The sequence below is a fragment of the Leclercia sp. EC_58 genome (assembly GCF_019584355.1).
In the GTDB taxonomy this organism is placed as follows: Bacteria; Pseudomonadota; Gammaproteobacteria; order Enterobacterales; family Enterobacteriaceae; genus Enterobacter.
Map to the genome: position 1 here is coordinate 3,400,146 of NZ_VDAM01000001.1, position 24,766 is coordinate 3,424,911.

Genomic DNA, 24,766 nt, shown 5'->3' on the forward strand with positions numbered 1-24,766 from the left:
CACAGTGAGGCAATGTGATGAGTGATAATAATGAGCTGGGCATTCTCGCCCGCCGCAAAATTGAAGCAGAAATTATTAAACCAATTTATGAAATCCTGGTCCGCGAAGTGGGCAAGACCCGCGCTCAGGCGGTGATTGGCGAGGCCATTGAGCAGGCCGCCATTAACGCGGGCAAAGAGTTTGCCAGCAAGGAGCCGAACGGCGCAGACGTGAAGAGCTTTATCGCCCTGCAGTATCTGTGGGAGAAGGATAACGCTCTCGACGTGAAGGTGATCGACGCCGACGACCAGCAGTACAACTACAACGTGACCCGCTGCCGCTATGCCGAGATGTATCACGAGATGGGCCTCGGCGAGATCGGCCACCTGCTGTCGTGCGCCCGGGATGAGAAATTCATCGTCGGCTACGCGCCGGACGTGGAGCTGACGCGCACCACCACCATTATGCAGGGCGGCGCATGCTGCGACTTCCGCTACCGCAGCACCAAGGACAAAGCATGATCCGCATTAATGCAGACCGTTTATGGTCTACGCTGGAGACGATGGCGCAGATCGGCGGCACCCCCGCCGGAGGTGTGACTCGCCTTGCGCTGAGCGAGGAAGACCGTATTGCCCGCAACCTGCTGCGCGAGTGGGCACTGGAGGCCGGTTTTAGCTGCGAAGTGGACAGCATGGGCAACATGTTTATCCGCCGCGCCGGTAAAAACCCGGCGCTGCCCCCGGTGATGACCGGTTCCCACGTGGATTCCCAGCCGCTCGGCGGCAACTATGACGGGATCTACGGCGTGTTGGCCGGGCTGGAGCTGCTGCGCACCCTGAACGACCACCAGGTTGAAACTGAGCGCGATATCGTGCTGGTGAACTGGACCAACGAAGAAGGCGCGCGCTTTGCCCCGGCGATGCTCGCCTCCGGGGTCTGGGCGGGTCAACTTTCCGAAGCCTTTGCTTACGCCAGAATGGACAGCAAACAGATCACCGTTCGCGACGCTCTTGAGGCCATCGGCTATCGTGGCCCACGCCCTGCCCGCGCCTTCCCGATCCACGCCTGCTATGAGCTGCATATCGAACAGGGGCCTATTCTGGAAGACGAAGCCATTGATATCGGCCTGGTGCGTGCGGCGATGGGCCAGCGCTGGTTTACCCTTACTCTCGACGGGTTTGCCGCACATGCGGGCACCACGCCAATGCACAGCCGCCGCGATGCGTTGACCGCTTTTGCGGAGCTGGCGCTGAAGGTGGAGGAGATCGGTTATCAGCATGCCCCGGACGGGCGTGCCACCATCGGCATGGCGAACGTGACCCCGAATTCACGAAACGTCGTCCCGTCCCAGGTGGTGTGCAGCGTAGAATTCCGCCATCCGCTCAGCGAGGCGCTGGAGGCGATGGAAACCGCGCTGCATCAAGCGGCTGCAGGTCTTTCGGCGCGTGGCGTGAGCGCCAGCGTCGAGCGCATCTTCGACTATGCACCTGTCGCCTTTGATGAAACCTGTCTTGTCCGAACGGAACAGGCTGTGGCCGCGCTGGGCTATTCATCAAAATCGATGGTATCCGGCGCTGGGCACGATACCTGTTACGTCAGCAAAATCGCGCCTGCCAGCATGATCTTTATCCCCTGCGTGAAGGGCATTAGCCATAACGAAGCGGAAAAGATTCACCCGGAATGGTCAGAAAAAGGGGCCAATGTGTTGCTGCATAGCGTGCTGAGTGCGGCGCAGGAGTTGTAAACAGGCACTTTCCCCGGCCAACGGCCGGGGAATCATTAATCGAAAACGCTTACAGTATGTTGTAACTAATTGCGGTTATTTCCCCAGCTTGGACAGCATATCAGGGCGCATAAATTTATGGATCACCAACATAAAGATCACCGACGGCACCAGCAGAATCAGCGCCGTAATGGAGGACATCTGATAATTTCCCGACATGCTGGCGGTATAGAGCAGTATTGGCAGCGTGTTGATCTCCGGGGCGCCGACAAAGAACGTGGCGGTAAACTCATCCAGCGACTCGAGAAAGACAAAGATGCTGGCGGCAATCAACCCGGGGGCGGCCTGCGGCAGGATGATATGGAAAAAGGTGTAGACCGGCCCGGCACCCAGATTGCGTGACGCCCGTGCCAGCAGCGGATCGAGCGCCGAGAACGCCGCGACGCTTATCCAGATGGAGTACATCAGCCCGTGCACGCTGTGCACCAGAACCACCCCGGCAATCGTCCCGTTCAACCCCCACTGGTAGAAGAGCCGCGCCACGTTCATATAGACCGTCAGGTTCGGGAAAGCCTGCGGGATCAAAAACAGCAGCATAAAGAAGGCGCGGTACGGCATGGACCGGTGCGACAGCGCGTACCCTGCCGGGATTGAAATCAGCAGACACACCACCACCGACAGAAGGGCTATCAGGACGCTGATGGACAACGAACCGGAGACGTCACTGTAAGGGCTAAAAACCTGCCCCCAGTACTTCAGCCCCCACTGACTGGGCAAGGTATGCGGGAAAAACCAGCTCTCCGCCACCGTCCAGATCAGCAGGTTCAGCAGCGGGCCAAACAGCGCCAGCACCAGGAAGGTAAGCAGCAGGGTTTGCAGAATAAAGCTGCCGCGAATTCTTTTAAACAGCGCGTTCATCAGGGGTTTCCTTTTGCATTCAGGCTGTGGCGCAGATAGAACCAGGACATCGCGGCGCACATCAGGTATGAGATGACCCCCATCGCGTTAGCAACCGGATAGTCGCCATACGAGTTGACCCGAAATGCCATATCGACGGTCATCATCGTCGGGGTGCCCGTGCCGATCATCAGGGGAACTGACAGCACCGACATCATGGTGACCGTCGATAACACCATCGCGATGCCAATGGTCGGCAACACCTGGGACAAAATAATGTCGAACAGGATACGCATCCGGGAGGCACCGAGGTTTTTCGCCGCCAGAATATGGGTAGGCTCCACCGCCGCCATGGCGCCGCTAATCAGTAGCGTAGTAAAGGCCATCTGTTTCCAGACAAAGGTAATAATGATCCCGCTCCAGCCCAGCAGCGAGGTGGTCTCCATCGGCGTCATTACGCCGAGGGCAACCAACGTATTGTTCATCAGGCCGTTTTTTGCCAGGAAGGTCCGCATCATCTGCGCGGCAACGATAAACGGGATAAACAGTGGCAGGCGGTATAAAAAGGCCAGCGCTTTAACGAGGCGACGACAGGGCGAGAGCACAATCACGGCGGAAATAGTGATGGAGAGCAGCGCCAGGATCGCCAGTGAAACCAGCACAATGATCAGGGTAAAGAGAATATCGTTCGAATAGAGGCTAAACACTTTTTCAAAGTGCGCCAGCGTCAAACCTGTTTCATGGGTAAAAGCCGAAATAAGCGAATAGCCCAGCGGCCAGAGAAAGAAGATGCCAATCATCAGCGTCGCCGGAATAACCAGCAGGAAAGCGTTAAATGTCTGTCGCATGAATAATCACCGCTAAGTTGCCTGGCAATAGTTTGCCAGGCACGCCATACCCTCAGTTCGAAACCTGGCTCTCATAACCTTCTTTGATAGCGTCAAAGTAGGGTTTGAGAGGGAAACTTTTGCCATTTTCCGCTAAGGTTTCCGGTGAAATTTCCGCAAAGAGCTTCTGCCACGTCGCATCATCCAGCGCCCCTTTCACATATTTCGCGTCGATGCCCGGGTACCAGTTAAACTGCTTCACGATCCCCTCCGCCTGAATCTCCGGGCTGGTCGCCAGCTCGATAAACTCCTGCGCCAGTTTTGCCTGCGCGGCTTTGGCCGGGATGACGTAATACATCGGCTGCCCCGGCATACCGGGTGCGATTAAGGTCAGCTTGATGGACGGCGGCAGCTTGCCCTGATCTTTCCAGCTGTAGAACATATCCACCCATACCGGCCCCATAGCGATTTCGCCCCGGCTGAGCATATCCAGCGTCCCGGCATTGCCCGGCGTAAAGGTGATGTTTTTATTAAATGCTTTCAGCTTCGCCCAGGCCGGCCCCCACTCTTTTTCAACCCCTTTATCATATGGCAGCGCGGTAAGGCGCTCGGCTGGCGTACCGTAGGCGTAGATCCAGCCCACCACAAAGCTCACGCCTGACATACCGTTTTTGATGCCGTTATAGCCGAAGGCTTTGGGATTTTTTTCTGACCACTGCACCAGCTCGTCATAAGATTTCGGCGGAGTGGCGATGAGGTCGCTGTTGTAAGCCATCGCCGTCTGGCTCAGGAACATAGGCATCACGTAGCCGTCAACGTTGACCCCCAGCGCGTTTTTGGCGTTCTCTGCGGTGGTCATGGTGCCGGTTTTCACCGCCTGGCGGTAATTCTCAAGCAGCCCTTTTTCTACCAGCTGGCCGCCTGCGGCCTGATGGACCACCGCCACATCTATATCCCAGCTTTTCGCGCCGCTCTGCGCCTGCGCCGTCAGCTTTTCAACGATCTTATTTGATCCAGCATCGCCGGGCCCGGTGCCGACCACCTGCACTTTTACTCCCGGATGGGCGGCTTCAAATTTTGGCCCCAGCCAGGTTTTGACGTAATCCACCATATTCTGGTCCCCGGCGGTGGCCACGTTGAGTACCGTTTCGGCATGCGCAGCGTGCAGGCAGCCCAGATAAAGTGCGGCAGTGATAGCCATTTTTGTTTTTACGGACATGAATGATCCCCAGAAAAGTGTGTGTCGGTTGGCATTACAAAGCAGGTTCAAAGGCATGGAGCGCAGCATCAGGCACATGGAGCACCACCGGCGAACGGTCAGGCCAGCATGTTGCTGAGTCTGCGAGTAAGATCTTTGCGCCACAGCGCACGCTGTGCCGGTAGTGATGACCCAAGAAGGCACTCTCCTCAACAATCCCTTCGAGGGTTAATCCTCCCGGTGCGGACGGCGGCAATGCGGCATGCATGGCGATATCGGCGCTGCGAAAATAGAGCGTTCTCCCCTGCCCGTTATCAGGGGTAATGCAGTTATCCGCCCCCATAAAATCGGCGACAAAAGGCGTTGCCGGGCGGTGGTAAATTGCCTCCGGGGTGCCGATCTGTTCGATGCGACCGTTATTGAGCACGGCAATTCTGTCGGCCATCACCAGCGCTTCCTGCTGGTCGTGAGTGACGATCAGCGAGGTAAAACCGAGTCGCTTTTGTAGCGTTTTGATCTCATGGCGCACATTGAGGCGCACTTTGGCATCCAGGTTCGACAGGGGCTCATCGAGCACCAGCACATCCGGTTCAATTGCCAGCGCCCGGGCCAGGGCAACCCGCTGGCGCTGACCGCCAGAAAGGGCCGTCACCTTTATTTCCGCATAACCTTCGAGGTTAATTATTTTTAATAGTGCATGAACCCGACGGGTTATTTCCTCTCTTTTAACGCGACGGACTTTTAATCCGTAACCGATATTTTGCGCGACCGTCAAATGCGGCCACAACGCATAACTCTGAAACACCATGGTGATATTTCGCTGTTCCGGGGAGCTATGGGTGATATTCCGGCCATTAATCGCCACGGTACCGGAGTGCACGGGTAAAAAACCGCATAACGCATTGAGCAGCGTCGTCTTTCCACAGCCAGAGGGGCCGAGAAGCGCGATCATCTCACCCTTGCCGACCGCCAGATGGATATCGTGAAGAACAATATTATTCCCGTAGGCAACTTTCAGTTTATCTATTTGCAAATAACTCACGCACGATCCCTTAATTCTTTCACGTCGCCGATGAACACGTGTTCATTTCTTTGTAAAAAAAACGCAACGTTCCAGCGCCATTATGTGCGCCTACTGTGTCGTCTGTTTGTGACAATTTGATTAAGTCCGCAAAAATTTTGGTGAGGCGAAATGAAAATAGATATTCTGGGTTGCGGCAGTGCTTTCTCCCTGCTGAATAATACGTCGGCAATCCGGGTCATTGATAACGCGGGCTATCAGTTGCTGATTGATTGCGGGCCAACCATTCCCCGTGCGTTATGGCAGCGGGGAATGGAGGTGAACGACATTGATGCCCTCTTTTTCACCCATATCCATCCGGATCACTGCACCGGGCTGACGGCGCTCCTTAACCACTGGAAAAGTTTTCAGCGAACGAAACCGCTGATTATCTGGTCCCAGCCTGCCCACCGCCCGGCACTGCTTCAACTGGCAAACCTCGCGAACTGGCCGGAAAGCGGGCTCTGCTTTGCTATCGACTGGCGCGACAGCACGCCGGAGTGGCGCTGGCAGAACTGGCTCTTGCGGACCGCCTTTACCCATCACGAAATCCCGAACCTGGCCCTGCGGATTGAGGCGCCGGGCGCTACCCTGTTTTACAGCGGTGATGGCCGCCCGACCCCGGAAAGTATTGCCCTGATGGCGGGAGCCGATCTGGCCTTTCAGGAGTGCGCCTCGGCAACAGCGCTGCCCGGCGATGCCTCGCATGGCGATTTCCCCGACTGCCTGGCGCTCTTTACCCGGCTCAAACTGCCTGCGCTGGGCCTCTATCATTGCCACGACAGCGCCCGGCCCATCCTGGCACAGGCCTGTCAGCCCCACCCCGGTCTGTTCGTCAGCGAAGAGGGCATGACCTTCGAGCTGCCCCTTCGCCGGGGGGAAACGCGGTGAGCGACGCCCCTCGCAAGCAGGCGGTGACCGCCGAGGATGTGGCGAGAAGAGCGGGCGTTTCCCGCGCCGTGGTCTCCCGCGCCCTGAGCAGCAACGGCAGCATCTCCCCCGCCACCCGGGAAAAGGTCTTACAAGCCGCCCGGGAGCTTGGCTATCAGGTCAATTTTCTCGCCCAGGGACTGAACCGTCAGCGCAGCCAGCTGATTGGGGTGATCGTCGCCCGCATTGGCGATCCCTTTCGCAGCAGCCTGCTGGAGGGATTACTGCATGAGATCCAGCGGCGCGGCTACCAGGCTCTGGTGAGCGAGATCACCGGCGAGGAGGATCTGGTTAACACTCTGCGACGCTTCACCCAGTTTCGCGTCTCCGGGGTGATTGTCACCTCCGGCAGGCCGCCGGAGGCTATCGTGAATGAGTGCGTCAGCCAGCTGATCCCGGTGGTCGGTATCAACCGCCCTCCCGACATGCCTTGGGTGGATTTTATCTGCTCAGATAACCAGCGCGGCGCACAGCTGGCCGCCGAACAGCTCTGGCGCGCCGGGTGCCGTCGCTTCGGCTGGCTTAATCACCCGGCCTCCACCTGGGCGGGCACAAAACGCGCCGCCAGGGAGACCACCAGCAGCACAATGGGGACGTTGATTAAAAACACCGCGCCCCAGTAGAAGTTCGCCAGCAATATGCCGCCAATCAGCGGGCCGAAGGCTGCCCCGCCAGATCCCACCGCCGCCCAGACGCCGAGGGCAATATTGCGCCGACGCGCATCCGGGAACAGGGTGCGGATCCCGGCGAGGGTGGCGGGAATAATCATCGCCGCCCCGATGGCAAGCAGCGCCCGCGCCGCAATCAACCACCCGGCGGAGGGCGCAAACGCCGCCGCCAGCGATGAGAGCCCGAACAGGCTACTGCCCAGGATCAGCAGGCGTTTAAACCCAATACGATCCCCAAGCGCCCCCATCGGCAGTACCATCCCGGCCATCACCAGCGAATAGATATCAATGATCCACAGCAGTTCGTTGCCGCTGGCATCCAGGGTCATGCTGAGCGTCGGCGCGGCAACGTGCAGCACCGTGGCGTCAATTGCGACCGGGATATAGACCAGCACAATAATCACTAACGCTAACCACTGACGAAACATAACTTTCCTTATTTGACCAAACCTGGACACATGTCCAGATTGCGATCCTACGTAAAGTTGAACGCGTGTCCAGCTTTTTGTTACACTCGTTTCCCCCCAGTTGAGAGTGAAAAAAATGAGCTATCTGAGCAAGGATGAACGGCGAGAGGAGATCCTGCAGGCGGCGATGCGCGTGGCGCTGAGCGAAGGCTTTACCGGGATGACCGTCAGACGTATTGCCGCCGAAGCAAAAGTGGCGACCGGCCAGGTGCACCACCACTTTGCCTCGGCAGGTGAACTCAAGGCGCAGGCCTTTATCCGCCTGATCCGCGCCCTGCTGGATGCCGAAATAGTCGCGGAAAATGCCAGCTGGCGCGAACGCCTGCATGCCATGCTCGGCAGCGACGACCGCAGTTTTGAAACCTACATTCGCCTGTGGCGCGAGGCGCAGCTGTTAGCTACCCGCGATGCCGATATAAAAGGCGCGTATGTATTAACCATGGAGATGTGGCATCAGGAGACGGTAGCCATCATACGCGCGGGTGAACAGGCGAAAGCCTTTAATCTGAAAGACAGTGCTGAAAACGTCGCCTGGCGGCTCATTGGCCTGGTGTGCGGGCTGGACGGGCTCTATGTGTTATCCATGCCGCAGATGGACGATGCCGCATTTAATCAGCATCTTGATACGTTAATTACTCTCGAGCTGGGCTAATCATCAGCATCCCTTAACTGTTACGATTTGTAACACATTAAGCGAACCCACTTCTCCCTTCTAAACTCATGGGTTCGCTTTTTATATCTATCCTTTCAGAAGACTCCCAAAAACATCTAATAATCTCTCACCCAAAATTCAGGTCTCTGCCTGAATGACTTTCTCTTTCTGCCATTTACGGATATGCAAGAGGGTAATATGTCACAACAAGCTGAGAAGAATAATCCTTATCTGTTAAGCAACTGGAAACCGGAAAACGCCGCATTTTGGGAAAATAAAGGTAAGAAGATTGCGCGACGAAATTTAGTTATTTCGGTTGCCTGTCTGCTGCTGGCATTCTGCGTCTGGATGTTATTTAGCGCGGTGGCGGTGAATCTGAATAAGGTGGGTTTTAATTTTACGACCGACCAGCTCTTTATGTTAACCGCCCTGCCTTCGCTCTCCGGAGCAATATTACGCGTACCCTACTCCTTTATGGTACCCATATTCGGTGGCCGCTACTGGACGGTATTAAGCACCGTCATTCTGATTATTCCCTGCGTCTGGCTGGGTATTGCGGTGCAAAATAGCGCTACCCCCTATTCGGTATTTATTATTATCGCCCTGCTGTGCGGCTTTGCCGGCGCCAACTTCGCCTCCAGCATGGGCAATATCAGCTTTTTCTTCCCCAAAGCCAGACAGGGCAGCGCGCTGGGCATTAACGGCGGGCTGGGCAACCTTGGCGTCAGCGTGATGCAGATGGTGGCGCCGGTGGTGATCTTTCTGCCGATGTTTGCCTTCCTCGGGGTGCACGGCGTACCGCAGGAGGATGGCTCGTCCCTGTTTCTGGCGAACGCCGCCTGGATCTGGGCCCCGCTGCTGCTGCTGGCAACCGTTGCCGCCTTTTTCGGTATGAACGACATCGCCAGTTCAAAAGCCACTATCGCCAGCCAGCTGCCGGTGCTCAAGCGTCTTCATCTGTGGCTGTTGAGCCTGCTCTATCTGGCGACCTTCGGCTCGTTTATCGGCTTTTCCGCGGGCTTCGCCATGTTGTCGAAAACTCAGTTCCCGGACGTTAACATCCTGCACCTGGCCTTCTTTGGCCCGCTGATTGGCGCGCTGGCCCGCTCCGCTGGCGGCGTGATCTCCGACAAGCTCGGCGGCGTGCGCGTCACGCTGGTGAACTTCATCTTTATGGCAGTGTTTACCGCCCTGCTCTTCCTTACCCTGCCAGGCTCCGGTTCCGGCAGCTTTACCGCCTTCTATCTGGTGTTTATGGGGCTGTTCCTCACCGCCGGGCTCGGCAGCGGCTCGACCTTCCAGATGATCGCTGTCATCTTCCGGCAAATCACCGTCTATAGAGTGAAACTGCGCGGCGGCACGGAAGAACAGGCGCAGAAAGAGGCAGTTACCGACACCGCGGCCGCGCTGGGCTTTATCTCGGCCATTGGTGCTGTGGGCGGGTTCTTCATTCCCAAAGCCTTTGGCACCTCGCTGGCGTTAACCGGCTCCCCGGTGGGGGCAATGAAGGTCTTCCTGGTGTTCTACGTCGTCTGCGTGTTTGTCACCTGGCTGGTGTATGGCCGTCGGCAGAAGCACGTCAAATCATAACGATATTCAATATTTTGTGAGCAGTGTAACCCCGGGGTGGTGCGTCGCCCCGTCAGGAGAAATGTCATGAGTAAATTGTTGGATCGCTTTCGTTATTTCAAACTCAAAGGCGACACCTTCGCCGATGGACACGGTCAGGTGATGCACACCAACCGCGACTGGGAAGACAGCTATCGCCAGCGATGGCAGTACGACAAAATTGTGCGATCCACCCACGGCGTGAACTGTACCGGCTCCTGTAGCTGGAAAATCTACGTTAAGAATGGGCTGGTGACCTGGGAAACCCAGCAGACCGACTATCCCCGCACCCGTCCCGACCTGCCGAACCACGAGCCGCGCGGCTGCCCGCGTGGGGCAAGCTACTCCTGGTATCTCTACAGCGCCAACCGCCTGAAGTATCCGCTGGTGCGCAAGAAGCTGATTGAGCTGTGGCGCGAGGCGCTGGGTCAGCACAGCGATCCGGTGCTCGCCTGGAACGCCATCCAGAACGATCCGCAAAAGCGCCAGAGCTATAAGCAGGCCCGCGGCCACGGCGGCTTTGTCCGCTCAAACTGGAAAGAGCTGAACCAGCTTATCGCCGCAGCTAACGTCTGGACCATCAAACACTACGGCCCGGACCGGGTAGCGGGCTTCTCGCCCATCCCGGCGATGTCGATGGTCTCCTACGCCGCAGGCACCCGCTATCTCTCCCTGCTGGGGGGCACCTGCCTGAGCTTCTACGACTGGTACTGCGACCTGCCGCCTGCGTCACCCATGACCTGGGGCGAGCAGACCGACGTACCGGAATCCGCCGACTGGTACAACTCCAGCTATATCATCGCCTGGGGCTCCAACGTGCCGCAGACCCGAACCCCGGACGCCCATTTCTTCACCGAAGTGCGCTACAAGGGCACCAAAACCATCACCATCACCCCTGACTTTTCAGAAGTGGCGAAGCTCAGCGACCAGTGGCTGGCGCCGAAACAGGGCACCGACAGCGCCTTAGCCATGGCGATGGGCCACGTGATCCTGAAAGAGTTCCACCTCGACAACCCGAGCGACTACTTCCTCAACTACTGCCGCCGCTACACCGACATGCCGATGCTGGTGATGCTCGATCCGCGGGAGGACGGCAGCTACGTGCCGGGCCGGATGCTGCGCGCCTCCGACCTCGCCGACGGGCTGGGTGAAACCAATAACCCGGAGTGGAAAACCGTCGCCTACACCACCACCGGCGATCTGGTGGTGCCGAACGGCTCTATCGGCTTCCGCTGGGGCGAAAAAGGCAAATGGAACCTCGAGCCGCTGGCGGCAGGCCAGGAGACAGAACTGGCGCTCTCCCTGTTGGGCACCCACGACAGCGTCGCAGGGGTGGCCTTCCCCTACTTTGGCGGCAATGAGAACCCGTATTTTCGCAGCGTGAAGCAGGAGCCGGTGGTGGTGCGCCAGCTGCCGGTGAAAACGTTGACCCTTGCCGATGGCCGCCAGCTGCAGGTCGCCAGCGTCTACGATCTGATCCTGGCGAATTACGGCCTCGACCGCGGGCTGGAGGATAACCTCGCGGCAAAAGATTACGCCGAGATCAAAGCCTACACCCCGGCATGGGGAGAGCAGATCACCGGCGTACCGCGTCGTCATATCGAGCAGATCGCCCGGGAGTTCGCCGACACCGCCCATAAAACCCATGGCCGGTCGATGATTATCCTCGGCGCCGGGGTCAACCACTGGTATCACATGGACATGAACTACCGCGGGATGATCAACATGCTGGTCTTCTGCGGCTGCGTGGGTAAAAGCGGCGGCGGCTGGTCGCACTATGTCGGCCAGGAGAAGCTGCGCCCGCAAACCGGCTGGCTGCCGCTGGCCTTTGCCCTCGACTGGAACCGCCCGCCACGGCAGATGAACAGCACCTCGTTCTTCTACAACCACGCCAGCCAGTGGCGCTATGAGAAACTCACCGCCCGGGAGCTGCTCTCCCCGCTGGCGGACGCCTCGAAGTTCACCGGCCATCTGATTGATTTTAACGTGCGCGCCGAGCGGATGGGCTGGCTACCCTCCGCCCCTCAGCTCAACATCAACCCGCTGCACATTAAGGCTCAGGCCGATGCGACTGGCATGTCGCCCCAGGAGTACACCGCCCAGGCGCTGAAATCCGGCGATATCCGTATGGCCTGCGAGCAGCCGGACAGCGGCAATAACCACCCGCGCAACCTGTTCGTCTGGCGCTCGAACCTGCTCGGCTCCTCCGGCAAGGGACATGAGTACATGCTCAAGTATCTGCTGGGCACCGAAAACGGCATTCAGGGCGACGATCTGGGCACCACCGATGACGTGAAGCCGGAAGAGGTGGAGTGGCAGACCGCCGCTATTGAGGGCAAGCTGGATCTGCTGGTGACGCTCGACTTCCGCATGTCCAGCACCTGCCTCTTTTCGGATATCGTCCTGCCCACCGCCACCTGGTATGAGAAAGACGATATGAATACCTCGGATATGCATCCGTTTATTCATCCCCTTTCCGCTGCGGTGGATCCGGCCTGGGAGTCCCGCAGCGACTGGGAGATCTACAAGGGCATCGCCAAAGTCTTCTCTGAGGTCTGCGTCGGCCATCTGGGCACTGAAACCGACGTGGTGTTGCAGCCGTTACAGCATGACTCCCCGGCGGAGCTCTCCCAGCCGTTTGACATTGCCGACTGGCGCAAGGGCGAATGCGATCTGATCCCCGGCAAAACCGCGCCGAACATTGCCGTGGTCGAACGTAACTACCCGGACACCTACGAGCGTTTCACTGCACTCGGCCCGCTGCTGGACAAGCTCGGCAACGGCGGGAAAGGCATCTCCTGGAACACCCAGGATGAGGTCGATTTCCTCGGCAAGCTCAATTACGTCAAGCTCGACGGCCCGGCGAAAGGCCGCCCGCGCATCGAGACGGCCATTGACGCCTCGGAGGTGATCCTCGCCCTCGCCCCGGAAACCAACGGCCAGGTGGCGGTCAAAGCCTGGGAAGCGTTGGCGGAGTTCACCGGGCGCGAACACAGCCATCTGGCGCTGAACAAGGAGGACGAGAAGATCCGCTTCCGCGATATCCAGGCCCAGCCGCGCAAAATCATCTCCAGCCCCACCTGGTCCGGCATTGAGAGCGAGCATGTCTCCTATAACGCCGGGTACACCAACGTCCACGAGCTGATCCCGTGGCGCACCCTCTCCGGGCGTCAGCAGCTGTATCAGGATCATCTCTGGATGCGCGCCTTCGGCGAAAGCCTGGTGGCCTATCGTCCACCAATTGATACCCGCAGCGTCAGCCATATGCGCGAGATCCCGCCGAACGGCTTCCCGGAGAAGGCGCTCAACTTCCTGACCCCGCACCAGAAATGGGGCATCCACTCCACCTACAGCGAAAACCTGCTGATGCAGACCCTGTCGCGCGGCGGGCCCATCGTCTGGATGAGCGAAACCGACGCCCGGGAGCTGGGCATTGAGGATAACGACTGGATAGAAGCCTTCAACGCCAACGGGGCGCTCACCGCCAGGGCGGTGGTCAGCCAGCGCGTGCCGCCGGGCATGACCATGATGTACCACGCCCAGGAGCGCATTCTGAATATCCCCGGTTCAGAAGTGACCGGACGGCGTGGCGGCATTCATAACTCCGTGACCCGCGTCTGCCCGAAACCAACCCATATGATTGGCGGCTACGCCCAGCTCGCCTACGGCTTTAACTACTACGGCACCGTGGGCTCTAACCGCGACGAGTTCATCATGATCCGCAAAATGAAAAACATTAACTGGCTGGATGGCGAAGGTAACGACCAGGTACAGGAGGCGAAAAAATGAAAATACGCTCACAGGTCGGCATGGTGTTAAATCTCGATAAATGCATTGGCTGTCACACCTGCTCGGTGACCTGCAAAAACGTCTGGACCGGGCGCGAAGGGATGGAGTACGCGTGGTTTAACAACGTCGAAACCAAGCCGGGCATCGGCTACCCGAAAAACTGGGAGGACCAGGAGGTGTGGCAAGGCGGCTGGATCCGCGGCATCTCCGGCAAGCTGACCCCGCGGCTGGGCGGCAAGCTGGGGGTGCTGTCAAAAATTTTCGCTAACCCGCAAATGCCGCAGATCGACGATTACTACGAGCCCTTTACCTTCGACTACCAGGATCTGCATCGGGCCAAAGAGAGCGAGCATCTCCCCACCGCCCGTCCCCGCTCGCTGATTGACGGCAAGCGCATGGATAAAATCAAGTGGGGGCCAAACTGGGAGGAGCTGCTGGGCGGCGAGTTTGAGAAACGCGCCCGGGATCGCAACTTCGACCGGATGCAAAAGGAGATGTACGGCCAGTTCGAAAATACCTTCATGATGTATCTCCCGCGCCTGTGCGAACACTGTCTGAACCCGAGCTGTGCCGCCACCTGCCCAAGCGGCGCCATCTACAAGCGTGAAGAGGATGGCATTGTGCTGATCGACCAGGACAAATGCCGCGGCTGGCGTCTGTGCATCAGCGGCTGCCCGTACAAGAAGATCTACTTCAACTGGAAGAGCGGGAAATCGGAGAAATGCATCTTCTGCTATCCGCGTATCGAATCGGGCCAGCCTACCGTCTGCTCGGAAACCTGCGTCGGACGCATCCGCTATCTCGGCGTCCTGCTCTATGACGCAGACCGTATCCAGGAGGCGGCCAGCACCGAGCATGAAACCGATCTCTACGAACGTCAGTGCGACGTGTTCCTCAATCCGAACGATCCGGCGGTGATTGAAGAGGCGCTGAAACAGGGCATCCCCCAGAACGTGATTGATGCTGCCCAGCGCTCCCCGGTCTATAAACTGGCGATGGACTGGAAGCTCGCCCTGCCGCTGCACCCGGAATACCGCACCCTGCCAATGGTCTGGTATGTTCCGCCGCTGTCACCGATCCAGTCTTACGCCGATGCCGGTGGCCTGCCACAGACCGACAGCATCCTCCCCGCGGTGGAAAGCCTGCGCATTCCGGTGCAGTACCTGGCGAACATGCTCAGCGCGGGCGATACCGGCCCGGTGCTGCGCGCCCTGAAACGCATGATGGCGATGCGCCACTATAAGCGCTCCCAGACCGTAGAGGGGGTGACTGATACCCGCGCTATTGAAGAGGTGGGCCTGAGCGTGGAACAGGTAGAGGAGATGTACCGCTATCTCGCCATCGCCAACTACGAAGACCGCTTCGTGATCCCGACCAGCCACCGGGAAATGGCCCGGGACGCCTTCCCGGAGCGCAACGGCTGCGGCTTTACCTTCGGTGACGGCTGCCACGGCTCCGACACCAAATTCAATCTGTTCAACAGCAGCCGCATCGACGCTATCAACATCACCGAGGTGCGCGAACATGGGGAGGGAGAGTAATGCAGATCCTCAAAATTATCGCCCTGCTGATTGAGTACCCGGACGAGGCGCTGTGGGAGAGCCGCGACGAAGCCCTCGCCCTGGTGGCGCAGGACGCGCCGAGGCTGCTGCCGTTTGCAGAGCACTATCTCAATGCCCCGCTGCTTGACCGGCAGGCGGCGTGGTGCGAAGTGTTCGAGCGCGGGCGTGCCACCTCGCTGCTGCTGTTCGAGCACGTGCATGCTGAATCCCGGGATCGCGGCCAGGCGATGGTCGACCTGATGAACCAGTATGAGCAGGCCGGCTTGCAGCTCGACTGCCGCGAACTGCCGGACTATCTGCCGCTCTATCTGGAGTATCTGAGCATCCTGCCCGAGGCGCAGGCGCAAGAGGGACTGCAAAACGTCGCGCCGATCCTGGCGCTGATTGGCGGGCGATTAAAACAGCGGGAGGTGGCACAGTATCAGCTGTTCGACGCCCTGCTGAAATTCGCAGGCAGTAAGCTATCAAGTGACAGTGTCTCGCAGCAGGTGGCAGGCGAAAAACGGGATGACACCCGCCAGGCGCTGGATGCGGTCTGGGAAGAGGAACAGGTGAAGTTTATTGAAGATAACGCCACGGCCTGCGACAGCCCGCCGATGCAGCAATATCAACGACGCTTTAGCCAGGACGTCGCGCCCCAGTACGTGGACGTCAGCGCCGGAGGCCCAAAATGACACACCATCTGAACGTCTTTTTCTTCGATATTTACCCCTACATCTGCGCCGCGGTCTTTTTCCTCGGCAGCTGGCTGCGGTATGACTACGGCCAGTACACCTGGCGCGCCTCCTCCAGCCAGTTGCTGGATAAGCGCGGCATGAACTGGGGCTCTAATCTGTTCCACATCGGCATTCTGGGGATTTTCTTCGGCCACCTGTTCGGGATGTTGACCCCGCACTGGATGTACGCCTGGTTTTTGCCGATGGCGGTGAAACAGCAGCTGGCGATGATCGCCGGGGGGATCTGCGGGGTGTTGACGCTGATTGGCGGCTCGATGCTGCTCTACCGTCGCCTGTTTAACCAGCGGGTGCGGGCCACTTCGACTACGCCGGATATTGTCATTATGAGTATATTGCTGACCCAGTGCGTGCTCGGCCTGACGACCATTCCGTTCTCGGCGCAGTACCCGGACGGCAGTGAGATGCTCAAGCTGGTCGGCTGGGCCCAGGGGATCGTCACCTTCCGCGGCGGCTCATCGGAGATGCTGAGCGGCGTGGCCTTCATTTTCCGCGTCCATCTGGTGCTGGGGATGACCATTTTCCTGATCTTCCCTTTCACCCGGCTGGTACACGTCTGGAGCGCGCCGTTTGAGTACATTACGCGGCGTTATCAGCTGGTGCGGTCACGAAGGTAGTCCCCAGCCACGCCGGGTGGCGGCTTCGCCTTACCCGGCCTACAAAAGCGCACCACACCGTAGGCCGGGCAAGCGCCAGCGCCGCCCGGCATTGCGGGCTATTTCCCCGCCTGCGGATGGGTTTCAAACCCGGCCATCACTGCCGTCAGTTCCGCCAGCGTAAAGCCGTGCTTCGGATCATCCACCCCCAGCCCAAACCGCTCCTGCATCACCTGATAAAGTGCTTCTGCATCCGGGAGGTTAAGCTGCTCCACCGCGTGGCCGTCCTGCCAGTGGGTGAAGTGGAAGTTGGTAAGGGTCAGTTTGCCGCCGTCCGGCAGATGGCGACACATCAGCAGATGATGACGGAAATGGGACTGCGGCCAGTGCGCTGACCAGAAGTTGCCCAACACGTAATCGGCCTGGTATTGCGCGGTGAGATCGAAGTGATACATCGACTGCCAGTGCTCGTGGTGGCGGAACTGTAGCACCCAGTCGCTGCCGTCGTTGATTAGCCGGTACAGGCCGTGCGGCGTCGCCTGCTCTTCTTCGGCGACTAAACGGATGGGTGCGGTCAGGGTCTGCCCGCCAAAGCCGACGTCGGCGATCCAGCGTTCGCCCTCCAGATCCACCAGCAGCAGACGGTGGGTGCGCGGCGGCATCTGAGCTGGATTCGCCAGCACCACCCGACCCAGCAGGCTGCGCACATGGAATCCCACCTCACGCAGGGCTCGCTCGAAGAGCCCGTTCTGCTCAAAGCAATACCCGCCGCGGCGGGCGGTGACCAGCTTATCGACCAGGGATTGCTCGTCGAGCTGGATTTCACGCGGCAGCACCACATCGATATTTTCAAACGGGACGGCGCTGTTGTGATGCAGGTGCAGGCCCCGCAGGGTGGCGATGTCCGCAGAAACCGGCTGCTGCCAGCCGGTACGGGCGAGATAAGCGGTCAAAAACGGGGTCATAGTCAGTTCCTTTTACAGTTTTCCTTGTTTATAAACTAATTTACCCCAGTCACTGTTTCAAAAGTGCTTTTTATCCGCGCGAGGTGCGTTGCATGATCCCGAGCGCCGTTAGCATCAGCACCAGCCCGGTCAGCAGCGTCAGGGTCGCCATCGCCATTCCCTGTCCTACGGAACCCTGCTCGAACTGCCGCCAGATAAAGACCGATACGGTCTGTGTGCCCGCCGGGGCCAGCAGCAGCGACGTCACCAGCTCGCGCGAGGCGATGGCAAACACCATCAGCATCGCCGCCAGCATCGCCGGGGAGACCAGCGGCAACACGATAAAGCGCAGCGCCTGCAACGCCGAGGCGCCATGCACCCGCGCGGCAGGCTCAAGATTCCCTCCCAGCTGGCGCAGCGCGCTGCCAACGTAGCGCACCGGCCACGGCAGCAACAGGCAGCAGTAGGACAGCAGCAATATCGCCCAGCTGTTATAGGGCGAGACCGGCCAGAACGGGCGGTTCCACAGCAGGATCAGCCCCACCCCGACTACCACGCCCGGCAAGGCGGCAGGCATCAACGACAGCGCATCCAGAACGCCGCGCCCTTTGATCTTCTGCACCACCACCAGCCACGCGGCCAGCAGGCCCAGCACGCCGGTGATACAGGCCGCCCCCAGCGCCAGCGACAGGCTGGTGCCCAGTGCCGACAGCGCATCTCCCTGCTGGCTGAAGAGCGCCGCATAGTGCCCGCCGGTCAGATTATCCAGCGTCACTCCGCCGGACAGGGTTCCCAGCACCCCGGACATCGCCATCGAGGCCCCCGGCAGGATCACCGCGATAAACCCGGTCAACGCAAAAACAACGACAACCGGCAGCGTAAAGATCCCGGCGCTGGCACCCATATTCTCCGTCGGTTTGCCGGTAATGCTGGTCACATCCTGATGCCCGGTCAGCTTTTTTTGCAGCCACCAGGCACTCAGGGCGATGACCACCAGTACCACCGAAAGCATCGATGCGCCCGAAAGATCGATCGGCCAGTCCGCCAGTTTCTTCTCGATATCGGTGGTGAGCATCACCACGCCAGCGCGCGTACCGAGAGCGGCAGGCACGCCAAACTCTTCAATCGCCAGGGTAAAGGCCAGCAGCATCCCCGCCGCCAGCGACGGCGAAAGCATGGGCAGCGTGATATGCCAGAACGCCCGGCCAGGGCTGGCACCGTGAACACGGGCCACCAGCGCCAGACGCTGGCCGCTCGCCAGCAGGCTGCGCGACACCGCAAAATAGACCACCGGGAAGATATTCAGCGCCATCACCAGCACGATCCCGCTCCTGCTGAACAGCAGGTCGTTGAGATTGACCCCGGTGATCTGTTGCAGATAGCCGTTGGTTTGCAGGACCAGCATCCAGGAGAGCGCGGCGATATAGGGCGGGGTTAAAAACGGGATCAGAAACAGCAGATCCCATAGCCTCGGCAGCGGCAGGTTAAACAACCCGCGCGCCACGCCGAGGGGAAAGCCGATCAGCGCACTGACCAGGGCGACGCCAAGGGCAATTTGCAGCGTACCGCCCAACATGCCCGGCAGTTGCGGCTCCGCCAGTAGCCGACTGATGCCGCTGAACGCCCCGGAAAACTGCCCGGCGCTGAAGTGCGGAAAAACCGCCTGGAGCAGAATAAAGGTGAGCGGAAACGCCACCAGGATCAGCAATAATCCCAGCGTCGTTACCGATAAATATTTAGGATTCACGAAGCCGTCCTGAAGACGGGGTTGCCCCCGTCGCCTGATTATAAGGTGAAGAGCGTGTTGAAACGCTTGAGGATATCGCTGCGTTCGCTGCTACCATCGCTTTTGGTCGGCAGAATTTTCAGGTCGTTAAGCAGCGGACGTTTAGCCTGCACGTCGCCACGGGCGGGCATCAACCAGGCATCAGCCACCATCGCCTGGCCTTCCGGGGAGAGAACGTAATCCACAAAGGCTTTAGCGTCATCCGCATGCTGGGTGGATTTGAGGATCATCATCGGACGCGGGGCAATCACCGTGCCGCTGGCCGGGAAGATCACCTTCAGGGATTCGCCCTGGCTGATGTTGCCATACGAGACATAATCCACTGCGCCGAACACTGCCGCTTTGGCTCCCTGCATCACCGGGGTGACCGCCTGCGCGTTCGGGCCACTTACCACCATGCCGTTCTTTTTCAGCTCATTAAATAGGGTCCAGGCCTTATCGCCCATGCCATTCTGCAACCCGATCAGCAGATCGAGTGAAGCACCGGACAGCGCCGGGTCCGGGGTGGTGACTTTATCTTTAAAGGCGGCGGTGGTCAGATCGTGCCACTCTTTCGGCTCCGGGGTGCCGCTTTTGGTGTTCCAGACGATGCCCAATGCCGACACGCCCTGGGCGACAAAGTCCTCTGATTTCAGATCCGCAGGCACGTTAGCCGCATTGGCGCTCTGGTACGGCAGCAGCAAGCCGCGGTTGTGCAGATCTTCCGCCGTATCCCAGGAGGCGGAGATCAGAATATCGGCCTGCGGGTTAGCCTGCTCCGCTTCAAGGCGGGCCATCACTTTGCCGGTGGTGGCCTGGAAGATATCCACCTTCACGCCGGTTTTCTTTTCAAAGCCGCTGGCCAGATTTTTGGCGAGCGAGCCAGGCCCCGCGGTGTAGACGGTCAGCGCGTGGGCGCTGGAGATCATAACGGACGATAACGCCATGGCTAACAGCACTCCTTTTTTGACGGACATTGTAGCTTTCATGCGAACTCCCCTGAGGTGGTAATCAAACGATCGGCAGCGACGCTGCCAGCAGACAAATGCACGATGCGATCGGCCAGGATTTCAGCCTCCCGGCGGTCGTGGGTAACATAGACGGCGGTGGTGCCGAGCTGGCGCAGCAGTGACGCCATCTCATGACACAAAGTGCCACGCAGTTCGCTGTCGAGGTTGGAGAGCGGTTCGTCAAACAGCAGCACCCGCGGTTCCGCGACAATCGCCCGGGCCAGCGCTACGCGCTGTTGCTGACCACCGGAGAGCCCCGCCGGTTTGCGATCGGCGAAGGCGCTTAAGCCGACGCGATCCAGTGCCTGCGCCACGCGGCTTTCGCGTTCCTGACGCGGAACATGGCGCATCTTCAGCGGGAACATCACATTCTGCGCCACGGTCATGTGCGGCCAGAGGGCGTAATCCTGGAACACCATGCCGATGTCCCGGGCTTCCGGCGAAAGTGCCCACCCGGTTTTCGCCACCAGGCGATCGCCAAAATGGATCTCACCCTGTGCGGGCTGGGTTAACCCCGCCAGCAGACGCAACAGGGTGCTTTTGCCGCAGCCCGACGGCCCCAGCAGCGCAACCACGCTACCCGGCTCGATATGCAGATCGATTTGATTCAATACAGTATTCGCGCCAAAAGCGTACGACACGCCTTTAAGCGATATGGAAGTGAGCATCTTGTTATCCTCTTTGGGATTTGATGCTCGCCACTGTAGGCAGCTTGTGTTGCGAAAACATGACACCTTTTTTGCGTATTGATTTCCGATGGCTTTCAGACGTTTAATGCTCTGATGCTATTGATGAGGAATTTCTATGAGCCACTTCCGCCCCGTTGAGTTAATGCACGCCAGCCGCCTGTTAAATCACGGCCCGACCATCCTGATCACCAGCCGCGACGACAGCCTGGACCGCCGCAACGTCATGGCCGCCGCCTGGTCGATGCCGGTGGAGTTCGAGCCGCCGCGGATCGCCATCGTGGTGGATAAAAGCGCCTGGTCGCGGGAGCTGATTGAGCGCAGCGGCATGTTCGGGATCGTGGTGCCCGGCGTGGCGGCCACCAACTGGACCTATGCCGTGGGCAGTGTCAGCGGGCGCGATGAGGATAAGTTCAACTGCTACGGGATTCCGGTGATTAACGGCCCGGTGCTGGGGCTGCCGGTAATTGAAGAGAAGTGCCTGGCGTGGATGGAGTGCCGTCTGCTGCCCGCCACTTCTGCGGCAGAAAAGTATGACACCCTGTTTGGCGAGGTGGTCTCAGCCGCCGCCGATGAATGGGCATTCGTGGCCGGACGCTGGCAGTTTGACGATGATAAGCGCAACACCCTGCACCACCTGGGCGCAGGCACCTTTGTGACCAGCGGGAAGCAGGTGAAAGCGCCTGAGTGAAATAACCGGTGTTTACTCAGGTGCCGGATTTTGCCCGGCGGCGCTGCGCTTGCCCGGGCCTACACGAGCACGGGACACGTAGGCCGGGTAAGGCGCAGCCGCCACCCGGCGTTGCAGGTTCTGCACTGTAGTCAATATCTTCTAATAGGTCTTATAAGGGATCCGCATCCGGTCCAGCAGGTTGGTAAAATCCTGCACCGCTACAAAAGCCACCGCGCCCTTGCCGGGGATGACGTTGGTGATGATCCCCACCGTCTCCCCGGTCAGGCTGTCTATTACCGGCCCCCCGGACATGCCCGACACCGCCCCCGCCCCGGTGATGATGCCGTAGTAGCAGCCGTCGCGCTTAACGAAGCCGTCGATCTTACCCCGGCTGGATTTGGGCAGGCTGTTTATGGCGCTGTAGCCAAACAGGGTGACGTTGCGTCCAGCCCGCGCCCAGGCCAGCTGATGCACGATCTTGCCGCGGTTGTTATCGGCAATGACCGCCACATCGCAGACCGGATGCTGGGCTCTGACCGGCTTCAGCAGCGGTACTGCGACGTGGGCGGCGGTGAGGGACAGTTGGCTTGAGACCGGGAAAGTGGTGCCCTGCATCCCGGCAGCAAACCAGTTCAGCGGCGCCGGCAGGCCGATAAAGACCATATCCGCCTGCCGGGTCGCGGCAAAATCGGTTTTGCTGGTGCCGGACATCACCACACACCCCAGCAACATAAGGGGTGCCATGAGTGCGGCGAGAGCATAATGCAGACGCTTCATGGTTCACCCCACGGGCCTACTTTTTCGACCGTCCGGCGATAATCTCATCGGCGACGATGCGCGGCGCTTCGGCGTAGTGGTGGAACTCCATGCTGTAGGTTGCCCGCCCCTGGGACATGGAGCGCAGCGTGGTGGCGTAGCCGAACATCTCCGCCAGCGGCACGTCGGCGCGGATAATCTGGCTGCCGAACTGCTCCTCCATCCCCTGCACCAGCCCACGCCGGGAAGAGAGATCGCCCATAATGTTCCCGGCGTACTCTTCCGGGGTTTCCACCTCCACATGCATCATCGGCTCCAGAATCACCGGGTCGGCCTTGCGCGCTGCGTCCTTAAAGCCAAAGATCGCCGCCATGCGGAAGGCCATCTCCGAGGAGTCGACATCGTGATAAGAGCCGAAAGTCAGGGTCGCTTTGATATCCACCACCGGATAGCCAGCCAGCACGCCGCTGTTCATCGCTTCCCGCAGCCCTTTCTCAACCGACGGAATATACTCCCGGGGCACCACCCCGCCCTTGGTGGCATCGACAAACGTAAAGCCGCTGCCCGGCGCCTGCGGCTCAAGGCTCAGCACCACGTGGCCATACTGTCCTTTCCCACCGGACTGGCGGACAAACTTGCCCTCAACGTCGTTCACCGCTTTGCGGATGGTTTCCCGGTAGGTCACCTGCGGGCGGCCAATGTTGGCCTCGACGCCAAACTCGCGCTTCATGCGGTCGACGATGATCTCCAGATGCAGCTCACCCATCCCGGAGATAATGGTCTGGCCCGATTCTTCGTCGGTATGCAGGTGGAAGGAGGGATCTTCCGCCGCCAGACGGTGCAGGGCGATGCCCATCTTCTCCTGGTCAGCTTTGGTTTTCGGCTCGATGGAGAGGAAGATCACCGGGTCCGGAAACTCCATCCGCTCAAGGGTGATGACGGCGTTGGGGTCGGTCAGGGTGTCGCCGGTGGTAACATCTTTCAGCCCGACGCAAGCGGCGATATCCCCGGTGCGCAGCTCCTCCACGTCGTGCCGGTCGTTGGCGTGCATCAGGACGATACGCCCGATGCGCTCTTTTTTGCCCTTCACCGGGTTAAAGACCGCGTCACCTTTTTTCAGCACCCCGGAGTAGACGCGGATAAAGGTCAGCTGACCGACGTAGGGGTCGGACATCAGCTTGAACGCCAGCGCCGAGAAGGGTTCGTCATCGTTGGGATGGCGCTCAGCGTGCTGCCCTTTCTCATCGACGCCGTCAATGGCGGGAACGTCGAGGGGGGACGGCATCAGCTCAATCACCGCATCGAGCATTCGCTGCACCCCTTTGTTTTTAAAGGCGCTGCCGCAGAGCATCGGCTGGATCTCGCCAGCCACCGTCCGTTTACGTAAGCCGCGGATAATTTCTGCCTCGTCGAGCTCGTTGGTGTCGAGGTATTTATCCATCAGCTCGTCGTTGGCCTCCGCCGCCGCGGAGACCATTTTATCCCGCCAGGTCCGGGCAGTGGCCTGTAAATCATCCGGCACCGGCGCGTAGGTAAAGGTCATTCCCTGGGTAGCGTCATCCCAGATGATGGCCCGCATGTGGATCAGATCGACCACGCCGGTGAAGTGCTCCTCCGCGCCGATGGGGATGACAATCGGTACCGGGTGCGCTTTCAGCCGGTCGATCATCATCTGCACCACGTGGAAGAAATCGGCCCCCGGACGGTCCATTTTGTTGACGAAGGCGATGCGCGGCACATGGTATTTATTGGCCTGCCGCCAGACGGTTTCCGACTGTGGCTGTACCCCGCCCACCGAGTCATAAACCATCACCGCCCCGTCGAGCACCCGCATGGAGCGCTCCACCTCAATGGTGAAATCGACGTGGCCGGGGGTGTCGATGATATTGATCCGGTGCGGCTCATAGCTGCGATCCATGCCAGACCAGAAGCAGCTTACCGCCGCCGAGGTGATGGTAATCCCCCGCTCCTGCTCCTGCGCCATCCAGTCGGTGATCGCCGCGCCATCGTGGACCTCCCCCATCTTATGGCTCACCCCGGTATAGAACAGGATGCGCTCGGTGGTGGTGGTTTTACCGGCATCAATATGCGCAGAGATACCGATGTTGCGATAACGCTCGAGAGGAATAGGCCGGATCATGATGCATCCTTATTTTATGGACATGACAAACACGCGCTGGGTTAGCGCGTGCAGGTATGTAGATCAGTGTAGTGCCCTGTCAAAGGGGGGACGGGTGATTTA

General features: G+C 59.4%; 20 protein-coding genes and 2 pseudogenes. 11 read left to right on the forward strand and 11 right to left on the reverse strand.

The features are described 5' to 3' along the window. The first annotated feature begins 17 nt into the window (after positions 1-17). Complete coding sequence (locus FHC51_RS16690) at positions 18-500, forward strand: L-2-amino-thiazoline-4-carboxylic acid hydrolase (protein ID WP_220436105.1); 483 nt, start codon at positions 18-20, stop codon at positions 498-500. After that, entirely contained in the window at positions 497-1,723 is a 1,227-nt protein-coding gene (locus FHC51_RS16695; protein ID WP_220436106.1) for a Zn-dependent hydrolase, read from the forward strand. The genes FHC51_RS16690 and FHC51_RS16695 overlap by 4 nt, the downstream gene beginning before the upstream one ends. 75 nt (positions 1,724-1,798) lie before the next feature. Here FHC51_RS16695 and FHC51_RS16700 read toward each other — a convergent pair whose 3' ends face one another. The 4 genes from FHC51_RS16700 to FHC51_RS16715 are packed head-to-tail and all read right to left on the reverse strand — an operon-like array spanning position 1,799 to position 5,666. Continuing rightward, positions 1,799-2,620 (reverse strand): ABC transporter permease, encoded by an 822-nt coding sequence (locus FHC51_RS16700; protein ID WP_220436107.1) that lies wholly within the window; start codon positions 2,618-2,620, stop codon positions 1,799-1,801. Further along, a complete protein-coding gene (locus tag FHC51_RS16705) occupies positions 2,620-3,447 on the reverse strand; it encodes an ABC transporter permease (protein ID WP_220436108.1) in 828 nt (275 codons plus the stop codon). Before FHC51_RS16705 ends, FHC51_RS16700 begins: the two co-directional genes overlap by 1 nt. A 52-nt stretch (positions 3,448-3,499) precedes the next feature. Continuing rightward, complete coding sequence (locus tag FHC51_RS16710) at positions 3,500-4,645, reverse strand: extracellular solute-binding protein (RefSeq protein ID WP_375373809.1); 1,146 nt, start codon at positions 4,643-4,645, stop codon at positions 3,500-3,502. 34 nt (positions 4,646-4,679) lie between these two features. Beyond that, positions 4,680-5,666 carry an ABC transporter ATP-binding protein gene (locus FHC51_RS16715; protein WP_220436109.1) on the reverse strand — a complete coding sequence of 329 codons (987 nt, stop codon included), beginning with the start codon at positions 5,664-5,666 and terminating at the stop codon, positions 4,680-4,682. Between the two features lie 150 nt (positions 5,667-5,816). Between FHC51_RS16715 and FHC51_RS16720 the strand changes: the two genes are divergently transcribed. Further along, complete coding sequence (locus tag FHC51_RS16720) at positions 5,817-6,575, forward strand: MBL fold metallo-hydrolase (RefSeq protein WP_220436110.1); 759 nt, start codon at positions 5,817-5,819, stop codon at positions 6,573-6,575. Then, a pseudogene (locus FHC51_RS16725) lies at positions 6,572-7,174 on the forward strand (LacI family DNA-binding transcriptional regulator); the annotation flags it as partial. The gene FHC51_RS16720 and the pseudogene FHC51_RS16725, both read left to right, overlap by 4 nt. On the opposite strand, the pseudogene FHC51_RS16730 reads toward FHC51_RS16725, so the two are convergent. Next, a pseudogene (locus tag FHC51_RS16730) lies at positions 7,156-7,710 on the reverse strand (MFS transporter); the annotation flags it as partial. The pseudogenes FHC51_RS16725 and FHC51_RS16730 overlap by 19 nt on opposite strands. A 115-nt stretch (positions 7,711-7,825) precedes the next feature. Here FHC51_RS16730 and FHC51_RS16735 point away from each other — a divergent pair. The 6 genes from FHC51_RS16735 (at position 7,826) to narI (ending at position 16,711) form a co-directional block, all read left to right on the forward strand. Further along, the gene (locus FHC51_RS16735; RefSeq protein ID WP_220436111.1) at positions 7,826-8,401 is read left to right on the forward strand and encodes a TetR family transcriptional regulator; all 576 of its coding nucleotides are present in this window, start codon (positions 7,826-7,828) and stop codon (positions 8,399-8,401) included. Between the two features lie 198 nt (positions 8,402-8,599). Further along, positions 8,600-9,991 carry a NarK family nitrate/nitrite MFS transporter gene (locus tag FHC51_RS16740; RefSeq protein WP_220436112.1) on the forward strand — a complete coding sequence of 464 codons (1,392 nt, stop codon included), beginning with the start codon at positions 8,600-8,602 and terminating at the stop codon, positions 9,989-9,991. A gap of 66 nt (positions 9,992-10,057) precedes the next feature. Beyond that, positions 10,058-13,798: a nitrate reductase subunit alpha gene (locus tag FHC51_RS16745; protein ID WP_220436113.1), complete on the forward strand. Its 3,741-nt coding sequence runs from the start codon at positions 10,058-10,060 to the stop codon at positions 13,796-13,798. After that, positions 13,795-15,339, forward strand: a complete 1,545-nt coding sequence (narH, locus tag FHC51_RS16750; RefSeq protein ID WP_114314924.1) for a nitrate reductase subunit beta — start codon at positions 13,795-13,797, stop codon at positions 15,337-15,339. Before FHC51_RS16745 ends, narH begins: the two co-directional genes overlap by 4 nt. After that, positions 15,339-16,034, forward strand: coding sequence for a nitrate reductase molybdenum cofactor assembly chaperone (narW, locus tag FHC51_RS16755; protein WP_220436114.1), 696 nt, complete (start codon positions 15,339-15,341; stop codon positions 16,032-16,034). Before narH ends, narW begins: the two co-directional genes overlap by 1 nt. Next, on the forward strand, positions 16,031-16,711 hold the full coding sequence (narI, locus tag FHC51_RS16760) for a respiratory nitrate reductase subunit gamma (protein WP_103179651.1): 681 nt from the start codon (positions 16,031-16,033) through the stop codon (positions 16,709-16,711). Before narW ends, narI begins: the two co-directional genes overlap by 4 nt. Before the next feature lie 98 nt (positions 16,712-16,809). On the opposite strand, the gene nhoA is transcribed toward narI, so the two are convergent. The 4 genes from nhoA to FHC51_RS16780 all read right to left on the reverse strand — a co-directional run bounded on the left by nhoA (position 16,810) and on the right by FHC51_RS16780 (position 21,077). Next, entirely contained in the window at positions 16,810-17,655 is an 846-nt protein-coding gene (gene nhoA / locus FHC51_RS16765; protein ID WP_220436115.1) for an N-hydroxyarylamine O-acetyltransferase, read from the reverse strand. 70 nt (positions 17,656-17,725) lie between these two features. Then, on the reverse strand, positions 17,726-19,381 hold the full coding sequence (locus FHC51_RS16770) for an iron ABC transporter permease (RefSeq protein ID WP_220436116.1): 1,656 nt from the start codon (positions 19,379-19,381) through the stop codon (positions 17,726-17,728). Positions 19,382-19,419: 38 nt separating this feature from the next. Continuing rightward, complete coding sequence (locus tag FHC51_RS16775; protein ID WP_220436117.1) at positions 19,420-20,388, reverse strand: ABC transporter substrate-binding protein; 969 nt, start codon at positions 20,386-20,388, stop codon at positions 19,420-19,422. After that, the gene (locus FHC51_RS16780) at positions 20,385-21,077 is read right to left on the reverse strand and encodes an ABC transporter ATP-binding protein (protein ID WP_114387016.1); all 693 of its coding nucleotides are present in this window, start codon (positions 21,075-21,077) and stop codon (positions 20,385-20,387) included. Before FHC51_RS16780 ends, FHC51_RS16775 begins: the two co-directional genes overlap by 4 nt. Positions 21,078-21,213: 136 nt before the next feature. Between FHC51_RS16780 and FHC51_RS16785 the strand changes: the two genes are divergently transcribed. Continuing rightward, positions 21,214-21,786: a flavin reductase family protein gene (locus FHC51_RS16785; RefSeq protein ID WP_220436118.1), complete on the forward strand. Its 573-nt coding sequence runs from the start codon at positions 21,214-21,216 to the stop codon at positions 21,784-21,786. 141 nt (positions 21,787-21,927) lie between these two features. Here the strand turns inward: FHC51_RS16785 and FHC51_RS16790 are convergent, their stop codons facing one another. Both FHC51_RS16790 and fusA read right to left on the reverse strand, forming a co-directional pair. Then, on the reverse strand, positions 21,928-22,545 hold the full coding sequence (locus tag FHC51_RS16790) for a trypsin-like peptidase domain-containing protein (RefSeq protein WP_156238784.1): 618 nt from the start codon (positions 22,543-22,545) through the stop codon (positions 21,928-21,930). 16 nt (positions 22,546-22,561) lie between these two features. Next, on the reverse strand, positions 22,562-24,664 hold the full coding sequence (fusA, locus tag FHC51_RS16795) for an elongation factor G (protein ID WP_220436119.1): 2,103 nt from the start codon (positions 24,662-24,664) through the stop codon (positions 22,562-22,564). Positions 24,665-24,766 lie beyond the last annotated feature (102 nt).